The organism is bacterium (assembly GCA_021372615.1).
GTDB lineage: Bacteria > Armatimonadota > Zipacnadia > Zipacnadales > UBA11051 > JAJFUB01.
Map to the genome: position 1 here is coordinate 1 of JAJFUB010000155.1, position 21,600 is coordinate 21,600.

20 protein-coding genes are annotated in these 21,600 nt (G+C 68.1%); 13 read left to right on the top strand and 7 right to left on the bottom strand.

Going from position 1 to position 21,600, the window contains the following annotated elements; translation table 11 throughout:
* Both LLH23_22195 and LLH23_22200 read left to right on the top strand, forming a co-directional pair.
* A partial coding sequence (locus LLH23_22195; protein MCE5241185.1) for a heparinase II/III-family protein occupies positions 1–707 on the top strand: 707 nt, incomplete at its 5' end.
* A gap of 17 nt (positions 708–724) precedes the next feature.
* Positions 725–3,022 carry a glycoside hydrolase family 95 protein gene (locus LLH23_22200; GenBank protein ID MCE5241186.1) on the top strand — a complete coding sequence of 766 codons (2,298 nt, stop codon included), beginning with the start codon at positions 725–727 and terminating at the stop codon, positions 3,020–3,022.
* A 4-nt stretch (positions 3,023–3,026) separates the two neighbouring features.
* Here the strand turns inward: LLH23_22200 and LLH23_22205 are convergent, their stop codons facing one another.
* Positions 3,027–3,698, bottom strand: coding sequence for a DUF1559 domain-containing protein (locus LLH23_22205; GenBank protein ID MCE5241187.1), 672 nt, complete (start codon positions 3,696–3,698; stop codon positions 3,027–3,029).
* 157 nt (positions 3,699–3,855) lie between these two features.
* Between LLH23_22205 and LLH23_22210 the strand changes: the two genes are divergently transcribed.
* The 6 genes from LLH23_22210 (at position 3,856) to LLH23_22235 (ending at position 10,733) form a co-directional block, all read left to right on the top strand.
* On the top strand, positions 3,856–4,866 hold the full coding sequence (locus tag LLH23_22210) for a Gfo/Idh/MocA family oxidoreductase (protein MCE5241188.1): 1,011 nt from the start codon (positions 3,856–3,858) through the stop codon (positions 4,864–4,866).
* A gap of 399 nt (positions 4,867–5,265) precedes the next feature.
* A complete protein-coding gene (gene argC / locus LLH23_22215) occupies positions 5,266–6,309 on the top strand; it encodes an N-acetyl-gamma-glutamyl-phosphate reductase (protein ID MCE5241189.1) in 1,044 nt (347 codons plus the stop codon).
* Between the two features lie 94 nt (positions 6,310–6,403).
* Positions 6,404–6,856 (top strand): GNAT family N-acetyltransferase, encoded by a 453-nt coding sequence (locus LLH23_22220; GenBank protein MCE5241190.1) that lies wholly within the window; start codon positions 6,404–6,406, stop codon positions 6,854–6,856.
* Positions 6,838–8,184: a bifunctional ornithine acetyltransferase/N-acetylglutamate synthase gene (locus LLH23_22225; protein ID MCE5241191.1), complete on the top strand. Its 1,347-nt coding sequence runs from the start codon at positions 6,838–6,840 to the stop codon at positions 8,182–8,184. The genes LLH23_22220 and LLH23_22225 overlap by 19 nt, the downstream gene beginning before the upstream one ends.
* Positions 8,185–8,267: 83 nt before the next feature.
* Positions 8,268–9,134, top strand: coding sequence for an acetylglutamate kinase (gene argB / locus LLH23_22230; protein MCE5241192.1), 867 nt, complete (start codon positions 8,268–8,270; stop codon positions 9,132–9,134).
* A gap of 405 nt (positions 9,135–9,539) precedes the next feature.
* Positions 9,540–10,733 (top strand): acetylornithine transaminase, encoded by a 1,194-nt coding sequence (locus LLH23_22235; protein ID MCE5241193.1) that lies wholly within the window; start codon positions 9,540–9,542, stop codon positions 10,731–10,733.
* Between the two features lie 35 nt (positions 10,734–10,768).
* Here LLH23_22235 and LLH23_22240 read toward each other — a convergent pair whose 3' ends face one another.
* Genes LLH23_22240 through LLH23_22260 form a run of 5 tightly spaced genes read right to left on the bottom strand, consistent with a single transcriptional unit; the run spans position 10,769 to position 14,276 of the window.
* On the bottom strand, positions 10,769–11,599 hold the full coding sequence (locus tag LLH23_22240; protein ID MCE5241194.1) for a universal stress protein: 831 nt from the start codon (positions 11,597–11,599) through the stop codon (positions 10,769–10,771).
* Complete coding sequence (locus LLH23_22245) at positions 11,571–12,251, bottom strand: PqqD family peptide modification chaperone (protein ID MCE5241195.1); 681 nt, start codon at positions 12,249–12,251, stop codon at positions 11,571–11,573. The genes LLH23_22240 and LLH23_22245 overlap by 29 nt, the downstream gene beginning before the upstream one ends.
* A 26-nt stretch (positions 12,252–12,277) precedes the next feature.
* A complete protein-coding gene (locus tag LLH23_22250; GenBank protein ID MCE5241196.1) occupies positions 12,278–13,183 on the bottom strand; it encodes a metallophosphoesterase in 906 nt (301 codons plus the stop codon).
* Positions 13,180–13,584, bottom strand: a complete 405-nt coding sequence (locus tag LLH23_22255; protein MCE5241197.1) for a hypothetical protein — start codon at positions 13,582–13,584, stop codon at positions 13,180–13,182. The genes LLH23_22250 and LLH23_22255 overlap by 4 nt, the downstream gene beginning before the upstream one ends.
* A 35-nt stretch (positions 13,585–13,619) precedes the next feature.
* Positions 13,620–14,276, bottom strand: a complete 657-nt coding sequence (locus LLH23_22260; GenBank protein MCE5241198.1) for an SPOR domain-containing protein — start codon at positions 14,274–14,276, stop codon at positions 13,620–13,622.
* A gap of 141 nt (positions 14,277–14,417) precedes the next feature.
* Between LLH23_22260 and LLH23_22265 the strand changes: the two genes are divergently transcribed.
* Positions 14,418–14,654 carry a hypothetical protein gene (locus tag LLH23_22265; protein ID MCE5241199.1) on the top strand — a complete coding sequence of 79 codons (237 nt, stop codon included), beginning with the start codon at positions 14,418–14,420 and terminating at the stop codon, positions 14,652–14,654.
* 90 nt (positions 14,655–14,744) lie between these two features.
* Here the strand turns inward: LLH23_22265 and LLH23_22270 are convergent, their stop codons facing one another.
* Positions 14,745–18,038 (bottom strand): LamG domain-containing protein, encoded by a 3,294-nt coding sequence (locus LLH23_22270; GenBank protein ID MCE5241200.1) that lies wholly within the window; start codon positions 18,036–18,038, stop codon positions 14,745–14,747.
* A gap of 165 nt (positions 18,039–18,203) precedes the next feature.
* Here LLH23_22270 and LLH23_22275 point away from each other — a divergent pair, with 165 nt between their 5' ends.
* The 4 genes from LLH23_22275 to LLH23_22290 all read left to right on the top strand — a co-directional run.
* Positions 18,204–18,506: a hypothetical protein gene (locus LLH23_22275; GenBank protein ID MCE5241201.1), complete on the top strand. Its 303-nt coding sequence runs from the start codon at positions 18,204–18,206 to the stop codon at positions 18,504–18,506.
* A 172-nt stretch (positions 18,507–18,678) separates the two neighbouring features.
* Positions 18,679–20,112, top strand: a complete 1,434-nt coding sequence (glnA, locus tag LLH23_22280) for a type I glutamate--ammonia ligase (GenBank protein ID MCE5241202.1) — start codon at positions 18,679–18,681, stop codon at positions 20,110–20,112.
* A 21-nt stretch (positions 20,113–20,133) separates the two neighbouring features.
* On the top strand, positions 20,134–20,667 hold the full coding sequence (locus tag LLH23_22285; GenBank protein ID MCE5241203.1) for a flavin reductase family protein: 534 nt from the start codon (positions 20,134–20,136) through the stop codon (positions 20,665–20,667).
* Positions 20,668–20,741: 74 nt separating this feature from the next.
* Positions 20,742–21,600, top strand: an 859-nt coding sequence (locus LLH23_22290) for a hypothetical protein (GenBank protein ID MCE5241204.1), incomplete at its 3' end; no start/stop codon positions are given.

Below are 21,600 nucleotides of genomic sequence, written 5' to 3' on the forward strand. Positions count from 1 at the left end.
TGGGCTCGATCCCGATGGAGTCGAAGGCCCCGCTGACGAACCGCTGGGAGCATGGCGACCACACCAGCCTCTTCGTCAGCAGCTACTCCTTCGCCCCGGTCAAGCCCGTCAGCTGGCAGCGACGCGTGTTGTTCGTGGACAGGAGCTACTGGCTTCTGCAGGACGTGCTGACCGGCGAGCAGCCCGAGGCCGACGTCGAGCAGAACTTCCAGTTCGAGGCCGACATCAAGATCGAGTTCCAGGCGGGCGTCACGGTGGCCACGGCGCCCAACGGCGCGCGGCTGGCGCTGGTGCCGCTGGAGGGTGGCCTGAGCCCCAAGCTGACCGTCGGGGACAAGGAACCGCACGTCTCGTACTGGCCCGATGGCAAGCCCAAGACGGTGCTGGCCCGCGAGGACAACCGCGACCAGAAGCACGGGCGCGGCTGGACCGGCCGCAGCAGCGACAAGCTCATCCCAGCTCCAGCCGTCACGTATGTTGGCAAGGCGAAGCTCCCCGCGGCCCTCACTCTGGCGATCGTGCCGCTGGCGCCGGGGCAGACGCTGGAGCAGGTGCCGCAGATCACGCGCGCCGGCGACGTGTGGACGCTGCCGTGTAGCGGCGCCATTCATGGCGCCCCGGGCACGGATGGCACGGCGGGCGCGATGAATCGCGCCGCTACTGTGCGCTTTGAGACGACCGTAGACGGCTGTCGCGTCATCCCGTGAGTATGGGGGAGGCCCTCATGCCCAATCCCTGCCGCAGCTTCACTCACCGCGCCGCGCCATTGCACTGGCACGACGGCTTCCCGCTCGGTAATGGTGCGCTGGGGGTCATGCTCTGGGGCGATGGCGCCCCGCTGTGCCTCACGCTCGACCACGCCGATCTCTGGGACCTGCGCTGCAACACCGACTTCCTGGATCACCCCGACTACACGTACGCCGGGCTGCGGCGCCTCGTGGGCGAGGGGCGCCATGAGGAGGCCGCGGCGATCTTCGACGAGCGCTTCCGCCGCGACAACCCCGTGACGCCGACGAAGGTCCATATCGGCCGGGCGGAGCTACAGTTCGGGGCGGCGGAGCGCTACGAGTGTACGCTCGATCTTGACCGGGCCCTCGCGCATGGCGCGTTAGCCACGGCACAGGCGACGCACGAGCTGGAGGCCTTCGTCCACAGAGAGCGCTCCGTCCTTTGCCTGAAGCTCACCGACGCGCCGCCCGAGGCGGTCCTGACCGTGCGTCCGCTGTCGTCACTCTCCCCCGAGATGGCCGAACTCGGCTACCCCGACCCGTGCTTTGCCGACCATGGCGACGCGCGGGTGATGATGCAGGCCATCCCCGAGGGCTCGGCCTGCGCGGTGGCCTGGGCGGGGCGGGGCGACGCGCACTTCCTGGCCGTGGCCGTCGCCGACACGGCCGACACCGCGGCCGCGCAGGCTCTGGCCTCCCTGCGGGAGGCCCTGGCCGTCGGCTACGACGCCCTGCGGGCGGAGCACGTCGCGGGGTGGCAGGCCTTCTGGTCGGTCTCGACGGTGGCCCTGCCCGAGCCGCGCATGGAGTTCCTGTGGGCGTACGGGCTGTACCTGCTGGCCTCGTCGGCGCGGCGGGGGCACTTGCCGCCGGGCTTGCAGGGCGTCTGGGCCCCGGACGGACAGCCTTCGCCCTGGCGTGGCGACTACCACGCGGACATGAACGTGCAGGAGACGTTCTGGCCCGCAGGGGCGACTGGGCACCTGGAGCTGCTCGACCCCTGGTGTGACTTCATGCAGGACATACTGCCGGCAGTGCAGGCCCACACCCGCCGCATCTTCGGTACCGAGGGCAGCTTCTACCTGTGCTCGATGCACCCGCGCTATGTCCCCACGGCCGGCTGGTACACGGTCCAGTACGCCTGGAGCAACACCGGCTGGCTGGCGTGGCTGGTGTGGCTGCGGTGGCGTTACAGCCTCGACGCCGAATGGCTGCGCGCGACAGGCTACCCGCTCGTCGCCGAGTGCTTCCGCTTCTATCGGGCGAACCTGGAGGAGGGCCCCGACGGCCGGCTGCATGTGCCGCTGTCCACCAGCCCGGAGTTCAAGGAGAACAGCCCCGCCGCCTGGGGGCCCGACCCCAACATTGACCTCGCCCTCATCCGCCGCACCTGCGACTGGCTCATCGAGATGGAGCAAGCCCTGGGGATCAGCGATCTGACGCCGGACGCCCGGCGCATTCACGGGGCCCTCCCGCCCTATGCCCTCGGCAAGCCCGAGGTGCCGCTGGCCAGCGGCTTCGCGGCCGAGAAGATCCTCGCCCTGTGGCCGGGGCAGCTCCTGACCGAGTCCCATCGCCATCCCAGCCACCTCATGGCGATCCACCCGGCGATGGACCTGACGATTGAGGGCAACGACGAGGAGCGGCAGATCATCGCGGACAGCCTGACGCACTTCCTCGAACTGGGGCAGTACCGCTGGGCCGGGCACACGTATGCTCAGTGGATCAGCCTGGCCGCGTGTATCGGCCGGCGGGGCATGGCCTATGACGCCCTGCGGCAGTTCGCCGACCGCTGGATCGGCCCCAACGGCCTGCACTTCAACCGCGACTTCCAGCGCACCGGGGCCACGATGTTCACGGGCGATCCGGCCAGTGCGCCCTTCACGATGGAGAGCAACAACGCCGTCACGATGGGTATCTGCGACATGCTGCTGCAGGGCTGGAACGACCGGCTGCGGGTCTTCCCGGCGGTGCCGGACCAGTGGCCTGACGTGGCCTTTCGCAATCTCGTGGCCGAAGGGGCGTGGCAGGTGTCCGCGGTGCGGCTGGGGGGCTTGACGCAGTGGGTACTGGTCCGCGCGGGCGCCGACCGGCTGCTGCGCCTGAAGGACCCGTTCGACGGAGCCGAAGTGGAGATGGCCGGGGCCCGGCTCGAGCGCGATGGTGAGAATTGCGTCGGCCACCTCGCCGCCGGGCAGGGGGTGTTGCTGCGGCGGCGCGGCCGTAAGGTCCACTACGCCGCCGCGGCCGCCCGCGTGCGCCAGGGTGACCTCTCCCCGCTGGGCCTGCGCTAGCCGGTCAGTGGTTCTCGGCGCACATGTACCACATGTACCGGTGCGATCCGGTGAGGACCGACCGGCCGAACCACTTTGAGTGCCCATCCACGAAGGCGAAGTTCGCGCCGCCGTTGTGGCGGAAGTCTGGGTAGTAGTCGGACGGGTAGACCTGAACGCTGTCTGAGATGATGCCCGGAGTGGATGAGGGGACAGGCCGGCTGTCGGCAAAGGCAATATGCTCCGCGGGCAACTGGACGTCGGTCTCGGAGCAGCCCACGTATCCATCAACCCCGCGTCCCACGCCTGCGTGGGGGTAGCCAGCGGTCGCCAGCGCACTGGTGTTGTACCCGTAGCCCATGCAGCGATCAGCCACCCCTGCTGACGTTAGGCCCCCGCTCCACGATTGGGTCCGGGCGGACGGGCAGGTCCAGATCTGGATGTTCTTCACGTAGGGCAGGAGCACATGGGCGTACACCGTCTTGGGGTACCCCGTCCACAGGGCGGGGTAGACCGTGTCATAGTCGGTCGCGTACATGCCGAGCGCCAGAGCGATCTGTTTGAGGTTGCTCAGGCAACTGGTCTGACGTGCCTTCTCGCGTGCTCTAGCGAAAACCGGAAACAGAATGGCTGCCAGGATGGCGATGACGGCGATAACCACGAGCAACTCGATGAGGGTGAAGCCAGATCGTCGCATCGGGCCAACACCTCCCGCAGAGTGTATGGACACCGTGACTTTTCGTGGACGCCCCTCGGTTCTCCTGCCGCCCCAAAGGGATTCCCGGCGCTACGGGCGAAACTGCCCAGACTGACACTAGTCTGCTCCACAACGAGCGATCGCGAGGGACTTGACCATGGCCAAGAAGCAGGAGATTACCGTTGCACTTGTCGGCTACGGCGGGGCCTTCAACATGGGGCTGCACCACCGCAACTCCATGGAGGCGACAAAGCGGATGAAGGTGGTCGCGGTCTGCGACAAGGATGCCGCGCGCCTGACGACCGCCAAGGAGGAGCTCGGCGAGCAGACCGAGACCTTCACCGAGGTCTCGGCGCTCCTGAAGTGGGGCCGGTTCGACCTGGCGATCATCATCCTGCCGCACAACCTGCACGCGCCCGTCGCGATCCAGTGTCTCAAGGCCGGCAAGCATGTCATCACCGAGAAGCCGATGTGCCTCACGGTGAAGGAAGCCACGGCGATGATTGACGCCGCCGAGGCCTCCGGGGTCATGGTCTCGGTCTTCCACAACCGCCGCTGGGATGGCGACTTCCTGGCCCTGCGGCAGATCATCGAGAGCGGCCTGATCGGCAAGGTGTTCCAGGTGGAGATCTTCGCCGGCGGATGGTCGGCCCCACGCGGCTGGTGGCGTGATGACAAGGCCATCTCCGGCGGGCTGGGCTATGACTGGGGCGCGCACTTCATGTACTGGCTGCTGCAGATCGTCCCGGCCCCGATTGTGGATGTCACGGGCTTTTGCCGCAAGCTGGTCTGGCAGCAGATGACCAACGAGGACCAGATGCAGGCCATCATCCGCTTCGCCGATGGCACGGTGGCCGACTTCCAGCAGACGCAGATTGCCCGCGTGGGCAAGCCCAAGTGGCGCATCCTGGGCGACCGGGGCGGCGTGCTGTTCGCCGGCGACCACTGGCAGGTCAACACCGAGGTCAACGGCCTGGCCACCGAGATGAAGATCCCGTTCCTGCCGGGCGAGCACCACAAGTTCTACGAGAACATCGCGGCCCACATCCTCGATGGGGCCGAACTGATCGTCACTCCGCAGGACGCGCGGCGGGTCATCGGCGTCATCGAGTACGCCGAGCGCTCGTCCAAGGCAGGCAAGGCGATGAAGATACCGGGCGAGGGGTAGCGCGCCGTAGGAGGGGCCGGATAGTATCCGGCCCGCCGTTCGTTCACCCGTTGCTGCGTGCTACCCGCCACCAACGGCGGGCCGGCTGATAGCCGGCCCCTCCAGACCGCCGCCGCCCTGTCGCAGCATCTTGACTCGTGCCGAGTGAATCTGCTATTGTCGCTCCACCAGGAGCTTATGATGATCCGGTTGCCGTTCCTCAGTTCTCTCCAGGTTGTGCTGGCCGGCCGCGCGAGGCGTGGCTAGGCACAATCTGTGACGTGAACTTGAAGGCAAGCCGGTTGATTGCCGCCCGATGTTTGGGGTGGCTTTTTGGGTTTTGGGGATTAGGTTCTGGGCCTTGCGAACGTCCGGGGCCCGCGCACCAGGGCGGGGTGTCCGCCGCAGGAGGAGAGCAGCATGAAGAAGGTCGCGATATTCGGGGCTTCAGGCTATGGCGGGGTCGAGCTGGCGCGCATGGTCGTCGCGCACCCGCAGTTCGAGCTGGTCTACCTCGGCGGCCACTCCACCGCCGGCAAGACGCTCGGGGACATCTACGCTCACTTGCCGCAGATCGCCGACATGCCGATCCAGGAGCAGGACTACGCGACCGCGGCGGCCGTCGCCGACGTGATGGTCTTCGCCCTGCACCCCGGTGATGGCACGGCGATGGTCGCGCAGTCCGTCGCCGCCGGCAAGCCGACCCTCGACTTCTCCGCCGACTTCCGCCTGCAGAGCCAGGCGGAGTATGAGCGCTACTACGGTCCGCACCCGATGCCGGAGCTGGTCGGCAAGGCTGTGTACGGCCTGCCCGAGTTGCACCGCGAGGCCATCCGGCAGACCCACTTCGTTGCCGTGCCGGGGTGTTACCCGACCAGCGGCACGCTCGCGCTAGCCCCGGCCGTCGCGAAGGCGATCGTGGACCCCAAGACGCTGATCGTGGACTCGCTGTCGGGCGTCTCAGGCGCGGGGCGCAAGCTCGCGCTCAGCAGCCACTTCTCCGAGACCAACGAGAGCCTGACCGCCTACAAGGTCGCCAGCCATCGCCACACGCCGGAGATGAACCAGGAGCTGTCCTTCGCCAGCGGCGGGAGCACGGGGATCAAGGTGACCTTCACCCCCCACCTCGTCCCGATCACGCGGGGCATCCTGACCACCGCCTACGGCAGCCTGACCGGTGAGATGAGCGTCCAGGACCTCCACGCCCTCTACGCCGAGTTCTACGCCGGGGAGCCGTGCGTGCGGGTGCTGCCGCTGGGGCAACTGCCGAACACGAAGGCTGTGTCGGGCACGAACCGCTGCGATATCGGCGTCGCCGTGGACGCCGACTGCGGCCGGCTCATCGCCGTGGCGGCGATTGACAACCTCATCAAGGGACTCTCGGGCGCGGCGCTCCAGTGCATGAACCTGATGTGCGGCTATGGCGAGACGCTGGGCCTGCCGATGATGGCGATGTGGCCGTAGAGGCCGTAGGAGCGCCGGCATCCTGCCGGCAAAGCCGTGGCCGTCAGAGTCGTGGCCGGCGAGACGCCGGCACTGGAGCGCGAAAGGGCTGCGCATGTCCATCCAGTATGAGAGCAACGGCGAGCTGACTGCGCAGGAAGTGTGCGACCTCACCGTCGCGGTCGGGTGGAACAACCCGGCGAAGGCGGGGATGGACCTGCTGCAGCGCGTATGGGATGAGGCGGCCTGCAAGGTCACGGCGCGCGCCGACGACGGGCGGTTGGTGGGGATGTGCCGCGCGTATTGGGACGGCGGCTTCACCGCTACCATCGTCAGTGTTATCGTCCACCCGGACCTGCAGGGCCAGGGCATTGGCCGACAGATGGTGGCCCTGCTGATGGAGCAGATTGAGCAACTCGGCGTGTACCGCGTGACGCTCAACGCCGCGCAAGGCAAAGAGCGGTTCTACGAGCAGTTCGGCTTCAGGACGCGCGAGCATGTGACGCCGATGATCATGCACACCGACCGACGCGAGGAGCGTGAGTGTCCATGTTGTTCGAGATCATAGAGGGTGGCGTCCTGGCCGCGCAGGGCTTCACGGCAGCGGCGACGTGCGCCGGGATCAAGCAGGACGGCATACTGGACATGGTGCTGATCAAGTCCGACCGGCCCGCGGCTGCGGCGACGACGCTGACCCAGAACGTCTTCCGCGCTGCGCCGACATTCGTGACCGAAGCGGCCGTCGCCAACGGCGTGGCCCAGGCCATCGTCGTCAACAGCGGCAACGCCAACTGCGCCACGGGTTCCGAGGGCCTCGCCAACGCCAAGCGCATGGGCGACCTGGCGGCCGAGCTGACAGGCGTCGCTCCCGAGGACACCATCGTCTGCTCGACCGGCCGCATCGGCGTGCAACTCCCGATGGCCAAGGTCGAGGCGGGCATCCGCACCCTCGCGGGCGAACTGTCGCGCGAGGACCCGGTGAAGATCGCCCGGGGCATCCTCACCACCGACACGGTGGAGAAGATCAGCACGACCCGCTTCACCGTCCCGGCCGCCAGTGCCGGGACCGCCGGTCCTGGCCCCGCCGCCCCGGCCGCCAGCGCCGGCCCCGCAATTCCGGCCGCCAGCGCCGGCCCCGCAATTCCGGCCGCTGATGCCGGCCCCGCCTTTCCGGCCACCAGTGCCGGCGTCTCGCCGGCCCAGGTCCATCTCGGCGCCATCTGCAAGGGCGCGGGCATGATCTGCCCGAACATGGCCACGATGCTCTGCTTCATCACCACCGACCTGGCGATTGACGCCGGCCTGCTGAAGACGACGTTGCAGGAAGCCGTCAAGTACAGCTTCAACTGCATCAGCGTAGATGGCGACATGAGCACCAACGACACGGTCGCCATCCTGGCCAACGGCGCGGCGAGGAACGCGCCGCTGACCTCCACGAGCGACGAGGGCTACGAGGCCTTCCGCGCGGCGCTCGGGCATGTGACCAAGGACCTCGCCCAGCAGATCGTGCGCGACGGTGAGGAGGTCAGCAAGTTCCTGGAGATCGTCGTGCAGGGCGCGCCGGACTACGACATGGCGCACGCGCTGGCCCACCAGGTCGCCGGCTACCTGCTCTTCCAGACCTGCCTGTACGGCGGGGACTTCAACTGGGGCCGCGTGGCCGCCGCGCTCGGGTCGAGCATGCTACCCTTCGACCCCGGCCAGATGAGCATCGTGTGGCAGGACATCCTGTGCTGGAACGACGGGGAGCCGCAGCCCTTCGACAAGGCCGCCGCCGAGGCGAAGCTGCAGGAGGGCGACCAGCGTCTCGTGATTGACCTCAAGAGCGGCGACGCCGTCTGCACGTACTGGACCAATGACATTACGCCGGAGTACGTGACGTTCAACGCACATTAGGTCTGGTACGCCCGACACTCCTGTCGGGCGCGCGGCGATTGAGTCGCCCGACAAGAGTGTCGGGCGTACCAACGGGAGGCACCATGCTCGACGATAGCTACCGCGAACGGATGCACATCCTGTCCGAGGCGCTGCCATACATCCGGCAGTGGCAGGACAAGACCATCGTCGTCAAGTATGGCGGCGCGGCGATGGATGACCCCGTGTTGCGCAACTCGGTCGCCAAGGACCTGGCGCTGCTGCACTATGTCGGCATTCGCGTCGTCGTCGTGCATGGCGGCGGGCCGCAGGTGTCGGACATGATGAAGCGGCTGGGCCTGGAGCCCAAGTTCGTCGGCGGCCTGCGCGTCACCGACCCCGAGACGATGGAAGTCGCGCAGATGGTGCTGATCGGCACCGTGAACAAGGAGCTCGTCTCGCTCATCCAGACCCACGGCGGCAAGGCCGTCGGCCTGTCGGGCAAGGACGCCGGGCTGATCCAGGCCTGCAAGCTCAAGTGCGACGAGGGCGACCTGGGCGCCGTCGGCGACATCGTGGATGTGGACACGGGCGTGGTGGACACGCTCACTGACGCCGGCTACGTGGTCGTCATCTCCACCATCGGCATCGGTGAGGAGGGCGAGAGCTACAACATCAACGCCGACACGGCCGCGGGGGCGGTGGCCACGGCGCTCGGGGCCGAGAAGCTCATCGTGCTCAGCGACATCCCCGGCCTGCTGGATGACGTGAAGGATGAGAACTCGCTCATCAGCCAGCTCACGCCTGAGCAGGCGCGGGAACTCGTGGCCCAGGGCAAGGTCAGCAAGGGCATGATCCCCAAGCTCGAGTCTTGCCTGCTGGCCATCGAAGGCGGGGTCCCCAGGGCGCACATGATTGACGGCCGCCTGCCGCACAGCATGTTGATCGAGCTGTTCACGGACGCCGGGATTGGGACGATGATCGAGAAGTAGCGCCGGCCCCTTCGGGGCGCCGAAGGGATGGGGGGAAAGGGGAAGCGGACCGTGGGCTCCCGCCCACGGCTACGTACGTCGGGCCCTTCGGGCCCCGTCGTCAGCCGTCCCTACCGTCAGTTGTCCGTACCGTCAGTTGTCCGGGCCATTAGTCGTCCGGATCGTTGGTTGCTCATGTCGTTGGTTGTTCGGGACGTTTGCCGTTGGCCGTTCGTTGTTGGCCGTTCGTTGTTGGCCGTTCGCTGTTGGCCGTTCGCGCCGAAGGCGCCGCCGTATGTAGCCGGCGGCGGAAGCCGCCGGTCAGCGACCGCGTAGGCCTCGCGCGCCCCGCAGGGGCCGGCGACATCGGCACGCCGCATCGCCCATCCGCCGCGAAGGGCGGCAATGCCATCCGAGGATCATGCCATGACCAACGCTGAAACCGTCGCGCTCACCGATCAGTACATCATGAAGACCTACGGTCGCCTGCCGATCGCCTTCGTCAAGGGCGAGGGCTGCCGCCTGTGGGATGCCGACGGGAAGGAGTACCTGGACTTCCTGGCGGGCATCGCGGTGCTCGGCACGGGCCACTGCCATCCCAAGGTCGTCGCGGCCATCCGCGAGCAGGCCGGGCAGATCATGCACACCTCGAACCTGTTCCAGATCGCGCCACAGGCCGAGCTGGCGAAGCTGCTCGTGGACAACTCCTGCGCCGACAAGGCCTTTTTCTGCAACAGCGGTGCGGAGGCCAACGAGACCGCCATCAAGCTCGCGCGCAAGTGGGCCGGGTTGCACCTGGCCGAGGGGCAGCGGACGATCATCACGGCCCTGAACTCCTTCCACGGGCGGACGCTCGCCGCTGTCACAGCCACGGGGCAGCCGAAGTACCACAAGCCTTTCGCGCCGCTCCCCGGCGGCTTTGACTATGTGCCTTACAATGATCTCGCCGCCCTGCAGGCCAAGGTGGATGACACGGTCTGTGCCATCATGCTCGAGCCCATCATCGCCGAGGGCGGCGTGCTCGTGCCCTCCGTCGAGTACATGCAGGGCGTGCGGGAGCTGTGCGACGCCCGGGGCCTCCTGCTGATCCTCGACGAAGTCCAGACCGGCCTGGGCCGGACTGGCAAGCTGTTCGGCTACGAGCACTTCGGCCTCGAGCCGGACATCTTCACGCTCGCCAAGACGCTCGGCGGCGGCTTCCCCATCGGCGCGTGCCTGGCCAAGGACGCCGTGGCGTCGGCCTTCGAGCCCGGAAACCATGCCTCGACCTTCGGCGGCAACCACCTCGCGTGCGCCGCGGGAATCGCGGCGGTGTCCGTCATCCTGGACGAGGACCTGAGCGGGCACGCCGCGGCCATGGGGGCATTCCTGGCCGAGCAACTGCTGGCGCTCAAGAGCGAGGTGCCGCTGGTCGCGGGCGTACGGGGCAAGGGGCTGCTGCTGGGGCTGGAGCTGTCCGAACCGAAGGGGACGCAGCTCGAGGCCGCCTGTCGCGAGCGCGGCCTGATCGTCAACAAGCTGCAGGACCAGCTCCTGCGGCTGGCGCCGCCCCTGGTGCTGACGCAGGCCGAAGCGGAAGAGGCGCTGGGGATTCTGAAGGACGCGATGCTGGCGGTCTAGAGGCTCCGTAGCGCGTGGGGACACGCGTGCCGAGACTAGGGCACCAGCAGCACGTTGAGGTTGGGCAGTGACAGCGCAGGGCGGATGCTGTCCAGCGGGCGCGAGAACCAGCCCTTCGGCGGCGCCGGCAACACCATCAGCGCATCGTTCCACGTCAGGGCCGCCGTCTGCAGCGCCTCCGGTCCGGCGGCCAGCACCGGCAGCACATCCCCTTCCACATGGTAGGCGCGCAGATCGAAACGGGCTTCGTCCGCCGCGGCGGCCGGCTCCGTGCTCCCCTCCCCCAGGGCCGCGACGTTGAGCGTCATGTTCTGCAGGTGGGCGATCTCTCCGGCCAGGGCCAGGGCCCGTCCCCCCACCGAAGTCGGCTCGTAGACCAGCGTCAGGCTCTTGATCTCGTGGTACTCGCGCGCAGCGAGCAGCAGCGGGGCCGGCATCCGCGTGGCGATCTGCCGGGCCACCCGCCCGAGCGACGGCTCGGCCGACGACGGGGTGTCGTCGTGACGCCCGATGACCACCAGCCCGGCCCGTCGCGCCAGGTCTGACAGGCGGCTGCCGGCATCGCCGTAGAGGTGGCTGAAGGTGCACTGCAGCCGCTCCTCGCGGCACCGCTCCGCGAGGTCAGCGAAGACGGAGGGGGCCTCCGAGGGGTCTTCAGGCGAGAGGGCGGCGGTGTCGGGTAGCACGGGAGGATAGGCGTCGGCTGAGATCTCGCTGGGCACCGGCACGCTGGCCTGCGCCGCCATCGGCTCGATGTAGGCCAGATGCAGGCGCGCCTGCGCGGCCTGGGCCAGGCCCACCGCCAGCCGGAAGGCAACCTCGGACCCGCGTTGCCGGCTATAGCCCACCAGGATGTTCTTGATCATCCGGCTTCTCCGAAGGGGAGGCGATGTCGTCGGCCGCCGGCTCGGCGACGGGGGTCTCTTCTGGGCCTTCCGCGGCCACCGGGGCCATGTCGGAGGTGTCATCACCGGCCGCCGGCTCTTCCGCCGGCAGCTCGGGGTGGAACTCGCTGACTGTCTCTGCCGCCACGGCGGCGCTCTCCTCGGGCTCCGCCTCCGGGGTGATCTCCTCCCCGGCCAGCCCGGCCGCCTCAGCCACTTCACGGGGCACCGCGAAGCCCACCATGCCGCGCTTGGCCAGCGTCTGCAGGTATTGCGTCAGCGACACCTCGACCTCGCGACGGTTCAGCTTGTACTCGTTGACCAACTCGCCGACGATGTCGCTCACGGTGTGGTCGCCGTCGCACAGGCCCCACACGAAGGAACCGACCTCGTCCAGTTGCACGGGCTTGGACTGCGGGACGGAGAAAAGGAACCCGAGTACGCCGCCCATCCAGTCCTTGCGGCGCGGCAACTCGATGGTGACCAGGCCCTCCTCCCTCTCGCTCACCTGCAGCGCGGGGTTCCGCACCGGCCAGGCCTGCATGGCCTGCTCGCGCGTCAGCGCGGGGCCGTTCTTCTTGAGCTTCAGGCTCAGCAGGATGCGGTCGAGGGTGTTGGGGGCCTGTGCGGACATAGGGTCTCTTCCTGGTCGTGGTGTGCCTAAGGCAGCGGGAATCTGGGCAGGCGCGGGAGTGAGCCGTCCTCGCCTCGTCGGAGCGTCAGTTCGCAGACTTCGGGCCGGCACAGAAAGCGGGCGCGGATACCGGCGCCCACGCCTCGCGTCACGTGACAGATCGTGCGGCCGACCGCGAACAGGCCGGCGGCACGGCGCCGATCGCGCCACACCGGCGCCCAGGGGCTGCCGAGGCCCGGCAGGCGCAACTGGCCGCCATGGGTATGGCCGCACAGCACCAGGTCGGCCCAGTCGCTACGCGGATCGTCCAGCAAGTCCGGCGAGTGCACCAGGAGCAGGCGCAGGTCGCCATCGGGCGGGTCGTCCCCAGGCAGCGCCCGGCCGAGGTCGTCCCACCCGCACGACGGGTCGCCGACACCCACGATGCGGACGCACCGCCCGCCGACAGTCATCTCCACGGACTCGTTCTGCAGCACCGTGAAGCCCACTGCAGTGACTTCCTGCCGCCACTGCGCGGGGCTGAGGCGGACGTCCGGCGGACCGTCGAACTCGCTCTCCATCATCTTGTCATGGTCGTGGTTCCCCATGACCACGAAGGCCGGCGCGGCGGCGAGGGGCTGCAGCAAGCGCACCGCCGAGCCAATGTGCCGCGAGCCCTGCCCCAGGTCGCCGGTGAGGCAGACCAGGTCGGGCTCCAGCGCCAGCGCCATCCGCACGGCTCGTCGGGCCATCTCCCGGGGGAAGGGATGGCGCTCGCTCTTGACGTGCAGGTCGGCCAGGTGGGCCAGGCGCAGGCCGTCCAACTCCGCCGGCAGATCGGGGAGGCAGACGGTGCGCCGCGTCAGCTGCAGCCGGTAGGGCTCGACGAAGTAGGAATAGACGGCGAAGGCGACCAGCAGGCCGTCCAGCAGCCAGAGCAGGGCAGCGGTCACGTTTCCTCGTCCGGTGTTGAACTGTCGGCCGGGGGCGGAGCGGCAGACGGCGCCTTATCCTCCAGCGGCTGCAGCACCGCGCGCAAGCGCATGTAGCCGATTATCAGCAGCGCCACCGCCGCCAGCAGCGCGATCACCTGGCGCGGCTGCAACCCCAGCCACACGCCGCCGGCAGTCGGGCTGCCGCCGATGACCGGGCCGCCGCTGAGCACGCGGAGTGCCAGCAGCAGCGCGATCAGCCCCAGGACGAGCAGCCACACGGCCACGAGCGTCTGCTGCCGCCGCCGGGGGGGCAGTCCGGCCTGCACCATCTTGGCGTAGGCCAGGAAGCTCACCAGCCCCAGGGCCATGAGGACCGCCACGAACATGGCGATGGCTTCGTTGATGGGAATGTCAGTCATGGGTTTCTCCCCCACCTCGGCCGCTACCCGCAGCGTCAGCGCGTCGTGATGGTCGCCGCCGTCCCCTCCTGGCGCAGCCGGTCGCGCATGCGCTCAGCGTCCGCGCGGTCATCGAAGCTGGCGACGACCACGCGGTGGAAGGTCTCACCATTGCGCGTGATGTCCACGATGCGCGCCTCGTAACCGCGGCCTGCCAGCCTCTCTGCCTCGCGGCGGGCGTTGGCCGCGTCGCGGTAGGAGCTGGCGACGACGGAGTACTGCCCGCCGGCGACACCGCCCGTGCCGTTGGCGTCGGCGCCGTTCAGTGGCTTGTCATCGGCGCCGGTGCTGTCGTCCTCGTTGTCCTGGTCGCCCTGCTTGTGCAGCTCCGCGGCGTCCTGCGGGTACATCTGCTCGATCTCGCTCTTCTCGGCGTCGTTGGGCGCTCGCTGCTGCATCTTGACGACCGCCTGGGACGGGGGCTCCACCTTGGTGGGGCCCATCTCCGAGTCCTCGTCCGGCTTGTCGCCGGGCGTCTTGAGCACGATCTGCGGCCCGGGTTGGGCGGCCTTCGAGCGAGCCATCAGGCCGCCGACCCAGTACTTGGCGGCCACAAAGGCCAACCCACTGAGAACGACTGCCAGGACCGCGACCATCGCCCAGAAGGTCACGACCTCACGAATCCGGGAGCTGCGATGTATTCTGCGTCTCATGCCCGGCCTCCGGCCCTGCTGGCGTCTTGCCGACACCATTCTACATGCAACCCCACCCTCAATCAAGCGCAGATGGCCTCCCGGGAGGTTCCCCGCCGCCGCCCGGCGAAGAACCGCCGACACCAGTGGAGGTGTCGCAGCATGGCAAGCGTTCTGACGCAAGAGGATCTTCTGCGGAAGGCCCAGGCGTACCTGAAGTCACACTACGGTGAAGACACGGTGCGCATGGACGTACTGAGCGACAACGTCACCGACGGCAACGGCGCGCTGACCGTCGAGTGCACCGTGAGCGTAGGGGGGTCGCATTCCGACTGGCGCAAGACGTTCACCTTCCGCGACGGTCGCGTGGTCAACATGACCTGGCGCCACCTCGGGTAGGGCAAGAGAGAAGACAGAAGAAGGAAGACGGAATGACGGCGTAGGCCTCGAGCCTTGCGCCGTCATTCATCATTCAGCATTCTGCGTTCGTCATTTCCCCTCAAACCCTCTCGTCTTGCTCGACGTCGGCTTGACGATCTCCAACGCGGCCACGTCCCAGGCCTCAAGGTGCAGGTCCAGGCGGGTCCGGTTCTTGCCGGGGAAGTCCGACATGGTCAGGCCGCTGCCGATGTCGGTGACCACGGTGCCCATCGGGAACACCTCGGGGAAGGTCACCCGGATGCGGCGGGCTTGGCCAGTGTCGTTGATGACGGCCAGCCGTTCGCCATACCAGCGGGCGCAGAGGCGGGGATCGCGCGGGTAGATCTCCCCCTCGAAGTCGCGTGGGGGCACGGCCGGCAGCGCCCGGTAGGCGCGGATGAAGCGCCGCAGGTCCAACTCGTGCCCGATGCTGCCGGCGTACCAGTTGTAGAGGGTGAGGTTCACCGGGTTGTGCACCCGCAACGTGTACGTCAGGGGCTCAAAGAAGGCACGGCCAGGCCCCGCGGATGGGCCGACCCGGAAGCCCTTGGGGTGCTGGGGCAGCTCCCAGTATACGAAGTACAGCTCGGTCTCGGTCCCTTCGGCCGTCTGGTAGAAGTCGGCCTGCGCCTCATCATACTGCCACGTCTTGTTGGCCTCCTGCCCGAAGTACCGGTCCGCTCCCACCAGCAGGCAGCGGGTGAAGCGTAGCCCCTTCTCCTGGGTATACAGGCGCGGGTCATAGCCATGGCCCCGCACGACCTCCAGCGGCGACCGCCCACGCTCCTGCCAGAAGTTGAAGTAGCCGGGGAAGTTGTCGGGCAGGATGGTCTTGACGAGCAGGTCTTCCTTGCCCCGCGAGGTGACCAGGTCGCGCGTCTTGAGCCAGAAGTCGCGCGTGGCCTGGCAGCGCCAGTCCATCCACTGCGTCCAGCGGTCCGGCTGGGCACGCAGCCACTCATGGCGGCTGGGCGTGTCGCCCGCCGTCCCCCCGACGGTGACTCCCACCGCCTTCTCGAACTGGGCGATGTCCCACTCGCTGTAGCCGGCGTCCTCGGCCGGATGGCCCGGGCTGTCGCCCGAGTAGCACGTGCCCATCTTGCCGTCCACCTTGAACGCCACCATCGGCACTGCCTTGCTGTGGAGCGTCCGCTCCAGAAACTCGGACATGAAGCCCCGCAGGTGGGCCTGCACCTCGGGCCGCAGCGGGTCGGGCACCTTGCCGAAGTACTTGCGCACGCTCTTGCCGTCACGATCGAGCTGGAAGCTGTCGGCGGTGAAGTCCGCGAACTGGTCGTAGAAGGCCATGCCGTCGAGGGCCGGGATGATCTGCATGCCTCGCTCTTCGGCCAGCGGCAGCAGGTCGTCGAAGACGTCGTACTTGGCCCCGTTGGGCAGCGCGCCGCCGTTGTAGAAGCACTTCATGCCAAAGCTCACGGGGTGGAACTCCAGCCGGTTCATCCCCATGAACTTCATGTAGTCAAAGAGGCTGAGGAGCGAGGCCCGCCGCTGCTGCTCCCCCACTCCCGAGAAGCCCCACTGGGTGTACAGGAAGCTGTGCTCGGGGAAGAACAGTGAGACGCTGCGGCTCGGCTGCTTGTCGGGCAGCGGGATCGGGTTGTACAGCGCCGCCTCGTCGTCCATGACCTCAAACACCGACAGGCGCGACACCGCCGCTCCCGCGTCGGGGGAGCCGGTGCGGTCCCGCCCCGAACTCGTCACCGTCACCTCGCAGGCGTTGCTCTTGGGGTAGAAGACCATGCAGTGGCGGAGCGTGCTGCGGTCGCATGGGTACTCGCGGCCGGTGTAGACGGTCGAGAGATTGATGAGGCGCGTGTCACCAGAGCCCCCGCTGGCCAGGTGGGGGGCCAGTTGGCTGCCGGCGGCGGCATCAATGGCGATCTCGGTGTAGCGCTCCCGGTCGTTGGGCAGCTCGGCCACGAGCACGTGCATCTTCGGCAGGGGCGTGTTCGCCAGCGTGTAGGCAAAGCCCGGCAGGCAGCGTCGCATGGTGCCATAGACGTTCACCTGCTGCTCCACCGTGTCCGGCGCGCCGGTGATCCGGAAGCGCTGGCCGGGCAGCAGCTCCGCCACGGTGGAGGCGCCCCACTCACGGAAGTGGTGGTCCTGCGTCCCGCAGTCCACAATGTCCAGCAGGCGGCAGGGGATGGCGTCATGCATCATGCCGCTGCGGATCAGCGCACAGGCCTTGGCGCGCCCCTCCTCGTCGTTCACATAGAAGACGCCGTCATAGAGGAAGCCCTCGCCCTGCACCGCCGGCGGGAAAGGCTTGCCGTCGCGCCGTGGCTGGCCATCGGCGGTGACGGTGTAGGTGTGCCCGACGCGCGTCGTCACCGCCGGCTGTACATGGATGCTCGCCACGGCGGCGGGGGCGGACGGGCCCGCCACGGCCCCCTCGAACTGCACCGTGAGCGTGTGGGAGCCCGGTCGGACCCGCAGGTACGTGGGGATGGCGGCGCTGACCGGCCGCAGGCCCAGCGGCTTGTTCGCGTCCCACTTGGCCGCCGGCGGCTCGGCCGACAGACGCGCGATCTCCACGCCATCCACCAGCACCAGCAGGGGGTAGTCCCGGGTCAGCGGCTGGAGCGCCTGCGCCTCGACCTGCAGGCTGAAGGGGGTGCCGATCCTCACGGTCTTGGGCGCGGTCACCTTCGTGACCGCAAGCTGCTCGAGGGGCAGGCCCTGCATCAGGGCCGCCATGTGGGCGGCTTCCAGGGGCATGTCATACAGGCGCAGGTCGTCGAAGACCGCGTCGCCGGTGCCCTGGCCGCTCCAGTCGCCGCCGATGTTGAAGGTCGGCCAGGAGTGGGGCTCATACGTGGCCTCGCGGCGCACGACACACTGGCCGTCCACAAACAGGGCCAGACCCGTCGCGGCATCCCAGCTGGCGCCAATGTGATGCCACTCCCCCGCCTTCCAGTGGCTTACATCCACCGTGAGGTACGGGTCGGCCGGGGAACGCAGATCGAGCCGCAACTGTCCCGTGCTCCACTTCCATAGATACAGCGTGTTCTGCAGCTTGTCGTTGAAGTCGGAGGCATCCGCCAGCAGCGCGTGGTTCTTGCCGTCGTCGCCGTCCCAGTTGGGCTTCACCCAGCAGGCCACCGCTCCATGGGTCTTGTCCAGCAGCCCCTTGGAGGGGAAGGTCAGGAAGCTGCCGGCGGGCAGGGAGATGGCCTGGCCGCTCTTGCCTGCGGCGAAGCTGAACGGGCCGGAGGTGCTCAGGGGCTTGGCGCCCGGACTGCCGGCGACATCCCCGTCAAAGGGCAGGTGGAGTGTGGGGCCGAAGGCGAAGCAGGTGCTGCACAGGAGCAGCAGGCCGAGGGGCGGAATGCGCGACATGGGTGATCCCTCCGGTTGTGGTGCAGATCTGGCGGCGGCTGTTCGGAGCGAACAGTGAGGGGCAACACGCTCCTTATACCACCCCCCGGCCTTTCCTGCAAGGCAGGAACCACAGGGGTGGGAAGGGCCTCTAACACGCGAATGTGAGACTTCAGGAGGCTTCCGATGAACCGCACGACGCTGACGCTGGTCCTGCTGGCGACGCTGGTCGGCCTGGCTGCCGGAGTGCTGCTGACCGGGACGCAGGGCCTGGCTTTCGCCCAGGACGACAAGCCCAAGGAGCAGCCGGTGGACATCGCCGCGATCACCCAGCCCGTGCCGGTGGTGGCCGCCATGCCCTACCAGACGCAGACGGACTACGAGCAGGACCCGTTTGAGACCACCAAGCTGCGGCGAACCACCATGCAGGTGCGCCGGGTCCTGCTGGTGCATCAAGACGGGACGCTTGAGGTGAAGGAGACGCCGTAGGGACGCCGGCCGTCTCGTCGGCTGTCTCCGCGCCCTGGACTGCCGCGCGCGCAGCGGGGCAGTGAACGCACCTTGGCAGATGAGCGGCCCTCCCGTTCGGAGAGGCCCAACCCGCACACGAGCCGCACCCGAGACCCCACGCGCCCGTGTGGCCCAGGAGGGGATCAGAGACATGTTTGCGCAAGCAGCAGAGGTCCTGAGGTTCGTTGAGGCTGAAGGCATCCGGATGGTTGATCTGAAGATCTGCGATCTGCCCGGTAGGTGGCACCACGTCACCTTGCCCGCCGCCCGGCTTACCGCCGAGGTGCTCGCACATGGCGTCGGCATAGACACCTCCAGCTACCCGGGCTACAAGGCGGTCGAGGCCGGCGACATGCGGGTGGTCCCCGATCTCAGCACCGGCATGCTCGACCCGTTCTGTGCGGCGAAGACGTTGAGCTTCATCTGCAGCATCGTGGAGCCCATCAGTGGCAAGCCGTACGGGCGGGATCCGCGCGGTGTCGCCGTGCATGCCCGGGAGTACTTCTCACAGATCGTCAGCCCGGGGGAGCCGCTGTTCTCACCCGAACTCGAGTTCTACGTCTTCTCGAATGTGCAGTACACCTCCGAGATGAACGCCGCCGGCTACATGGTGGACTCGCAGGAGGCGCCCTGGAACCGCGGGGCTGACGAGGCGCCGAACCTGGGGCACAAGATCCCGGCGCACGGGGGCTACCATGCAGCGCCGCCGCGCGACCAGCTCCATGACCTGCGCACCACCATGCTCCTGGCCATCGAGGAGGCCGGGGTGCCGGGCCATTACCACCACCACGAGGTGGGGGCGCCGGGGCAGGTGGAGATCGAGGTCGGCCTGGGGCCGCTGCTGGACATGGCCGACGGCGTCATGAAGATGAAGCATATCGTGCGGAACGTGGCCCACCAGGCGGGGCTGTCCGCCACCTTCATGCCCAAGCCGATGTTCGGTGAGGCGGGCAACGGCATGCACGTGCACCAGTACGTGAGCCACGCGGGCAAGTCGCTCTTCTGGGACTCGGGCCCTGCCTATGCCCACCTCAGCCCCCTGGCCCTCCACTGGGTGGCGGGCCTCCTGCAGCACGCCCCGGCGCTCCTGGCGCTGTGCAGCCCCAGCACCAACTCCTACCGCCGCCTGGTCCCCGGATATGAGGCGCCCATCAGTTGCTTCTATGGCCTGTCCAACCGGACGGCGGCCATCCGGGTCCCGGCCTATGCGGTCAACGAGCGGGAGAACCGCATCGAGTTCCGTCCCCCGGATGCCACCTGCAACCCGTACCTGTGCCTGGCGGCCATGACCATGGCCGGCCTCGACGGCGTTCGCCAGGCCCTCGACCCCGCCGCCCTGGGCTTCGGCCCCTTCGATACGGACGTCGTGAAGATGGCCCCGGACGAGCGGGCACGCATCGCCCAGTTGCCGACCTCACTGGATGGTGCACTGTCCGCACTGGAGGCCGACCACGAGTTCCTGCTGGCGGGCGGCGTGTTCACCGAGGACATCATCTGCGCCTGGATCGCCCTCAAGCGAGCCGAGAGCGCCGAGGTGAACCTGCGCCCCCATCCGCAGGAGTATGTACTATACTATGATCTCTGAGATATCGTTGGAGGTTCGGCCATGGCCAAGATCGAGGTTCCGTTTGACCGGCACATTCCGCTGCTGCTGCAGTCGCTGTCCGGCGAAGGCGCCCTGCTGGTGTCGAGTGACAAGGAGGGCCGGCCCAACGCCATGACGATCGGCTGGGCCCAGATCGGCATCATCTGGGGCCGCCGCATCATGAGCGTCATGGTTCGCCCCTCGCGCTACACCTACCAGTGCCTTGAGGTCAGCCGCGACTTCACGGTCTGCGTGCCCTACCCCGACCAGACCGATGAGGTGATGTTCTGCGGCACGCAGAGCGGTCGCGATCACGACAAGTTCGCCGAGTGCGGCTTCACCGCCGTGCCGTCCGATGGCCTCAAAGCCCCCTACATTGACGAGTGTGGCGTGTGCTATCAGTGTCAGGTCGTCAACCACGCCGACTTCGTGCCCGAGCACATCATGCCCGACATCTGCAGCCAGTGCTACGGCAGCGGCGACTACCACCGCATCTACTTCGGGCAGATCCTGAAGGTCGTGGCGGATGAGGACGTGGCGGCGCGGATGAGGTAGGCAGCAGGATGCTTGGCTACTGATGTCGAAAAAGCGCCTCATCAGGCGCGGATATGCTGGTGCGGGGAGGTGTCATGATACGGCAGCCGACGCGCACAGGTGTTCCTGCGGCTGTTGTGCTGTGCCTGGGTCTGGCCGCGACGGCGGCGTTCGCCGACGGCCCGACGCTAGCGCTCAGCGACTTCAGCCTGAAGTTCCTCTCGCTCACCCAGGCCCACGTGAAAGGGACGGTCACGTGCCAGGGCCTGAAGTGGCCTGACTTCGACGGACCGCAGACCAACGACCTCGAAGTCGGCATCGAGGTCGCCTACCCCGGGAAGACCTTCCCCGTGCTCGTGGACTGGGGCGACAGCCAGTCCTATGGCCGGAATACGCCGCGCGTCTACACGGCCTATTCCGGCGACCAGAAGATCGCCCCCGGTACGCCCTATAGAACCATGGCAGCAGGCCTCACGCCGCTGGAGGTAATGGACCACCTCCTGTACTACGCCGGGCAGGAGCGAGTTGGTTCGCCCGGGGACGACGGCCGTCCTTTCAGCTTCGACAAGACGATGGACTTCAGCCTGCTCGGCAAGCCTCCCGAGCGCTACCGTGTGCTCGTGCGGCTCGAGCAGAGCTGCCAGACAGGCTACGCCCACTCACAGCACCCCTTTGTGTGGATCGTGTACGGGCCGTTCCGCTGGGGCCAGGCTCCGCCGCTGCCCGGGCCGCTGACGGCCGGGGTGCGCAAGCAGGCACACTTCACGGGCGGGAGCACCGCGACCGGCGTGACAACCGGCCCGGGCGGCGCCACGGGCACGGGCGGCACGGCTGCCAGCGCGGGCGCCCTGTCAAGCGGTCCGTCCTCCGCCACGGGGATGCGCCTGGTCATCGGCGGCAAGCCCTACACCGGCCCGGCGCCGCGGGTCATCAAGGGCGCGACGATGGTGCCGA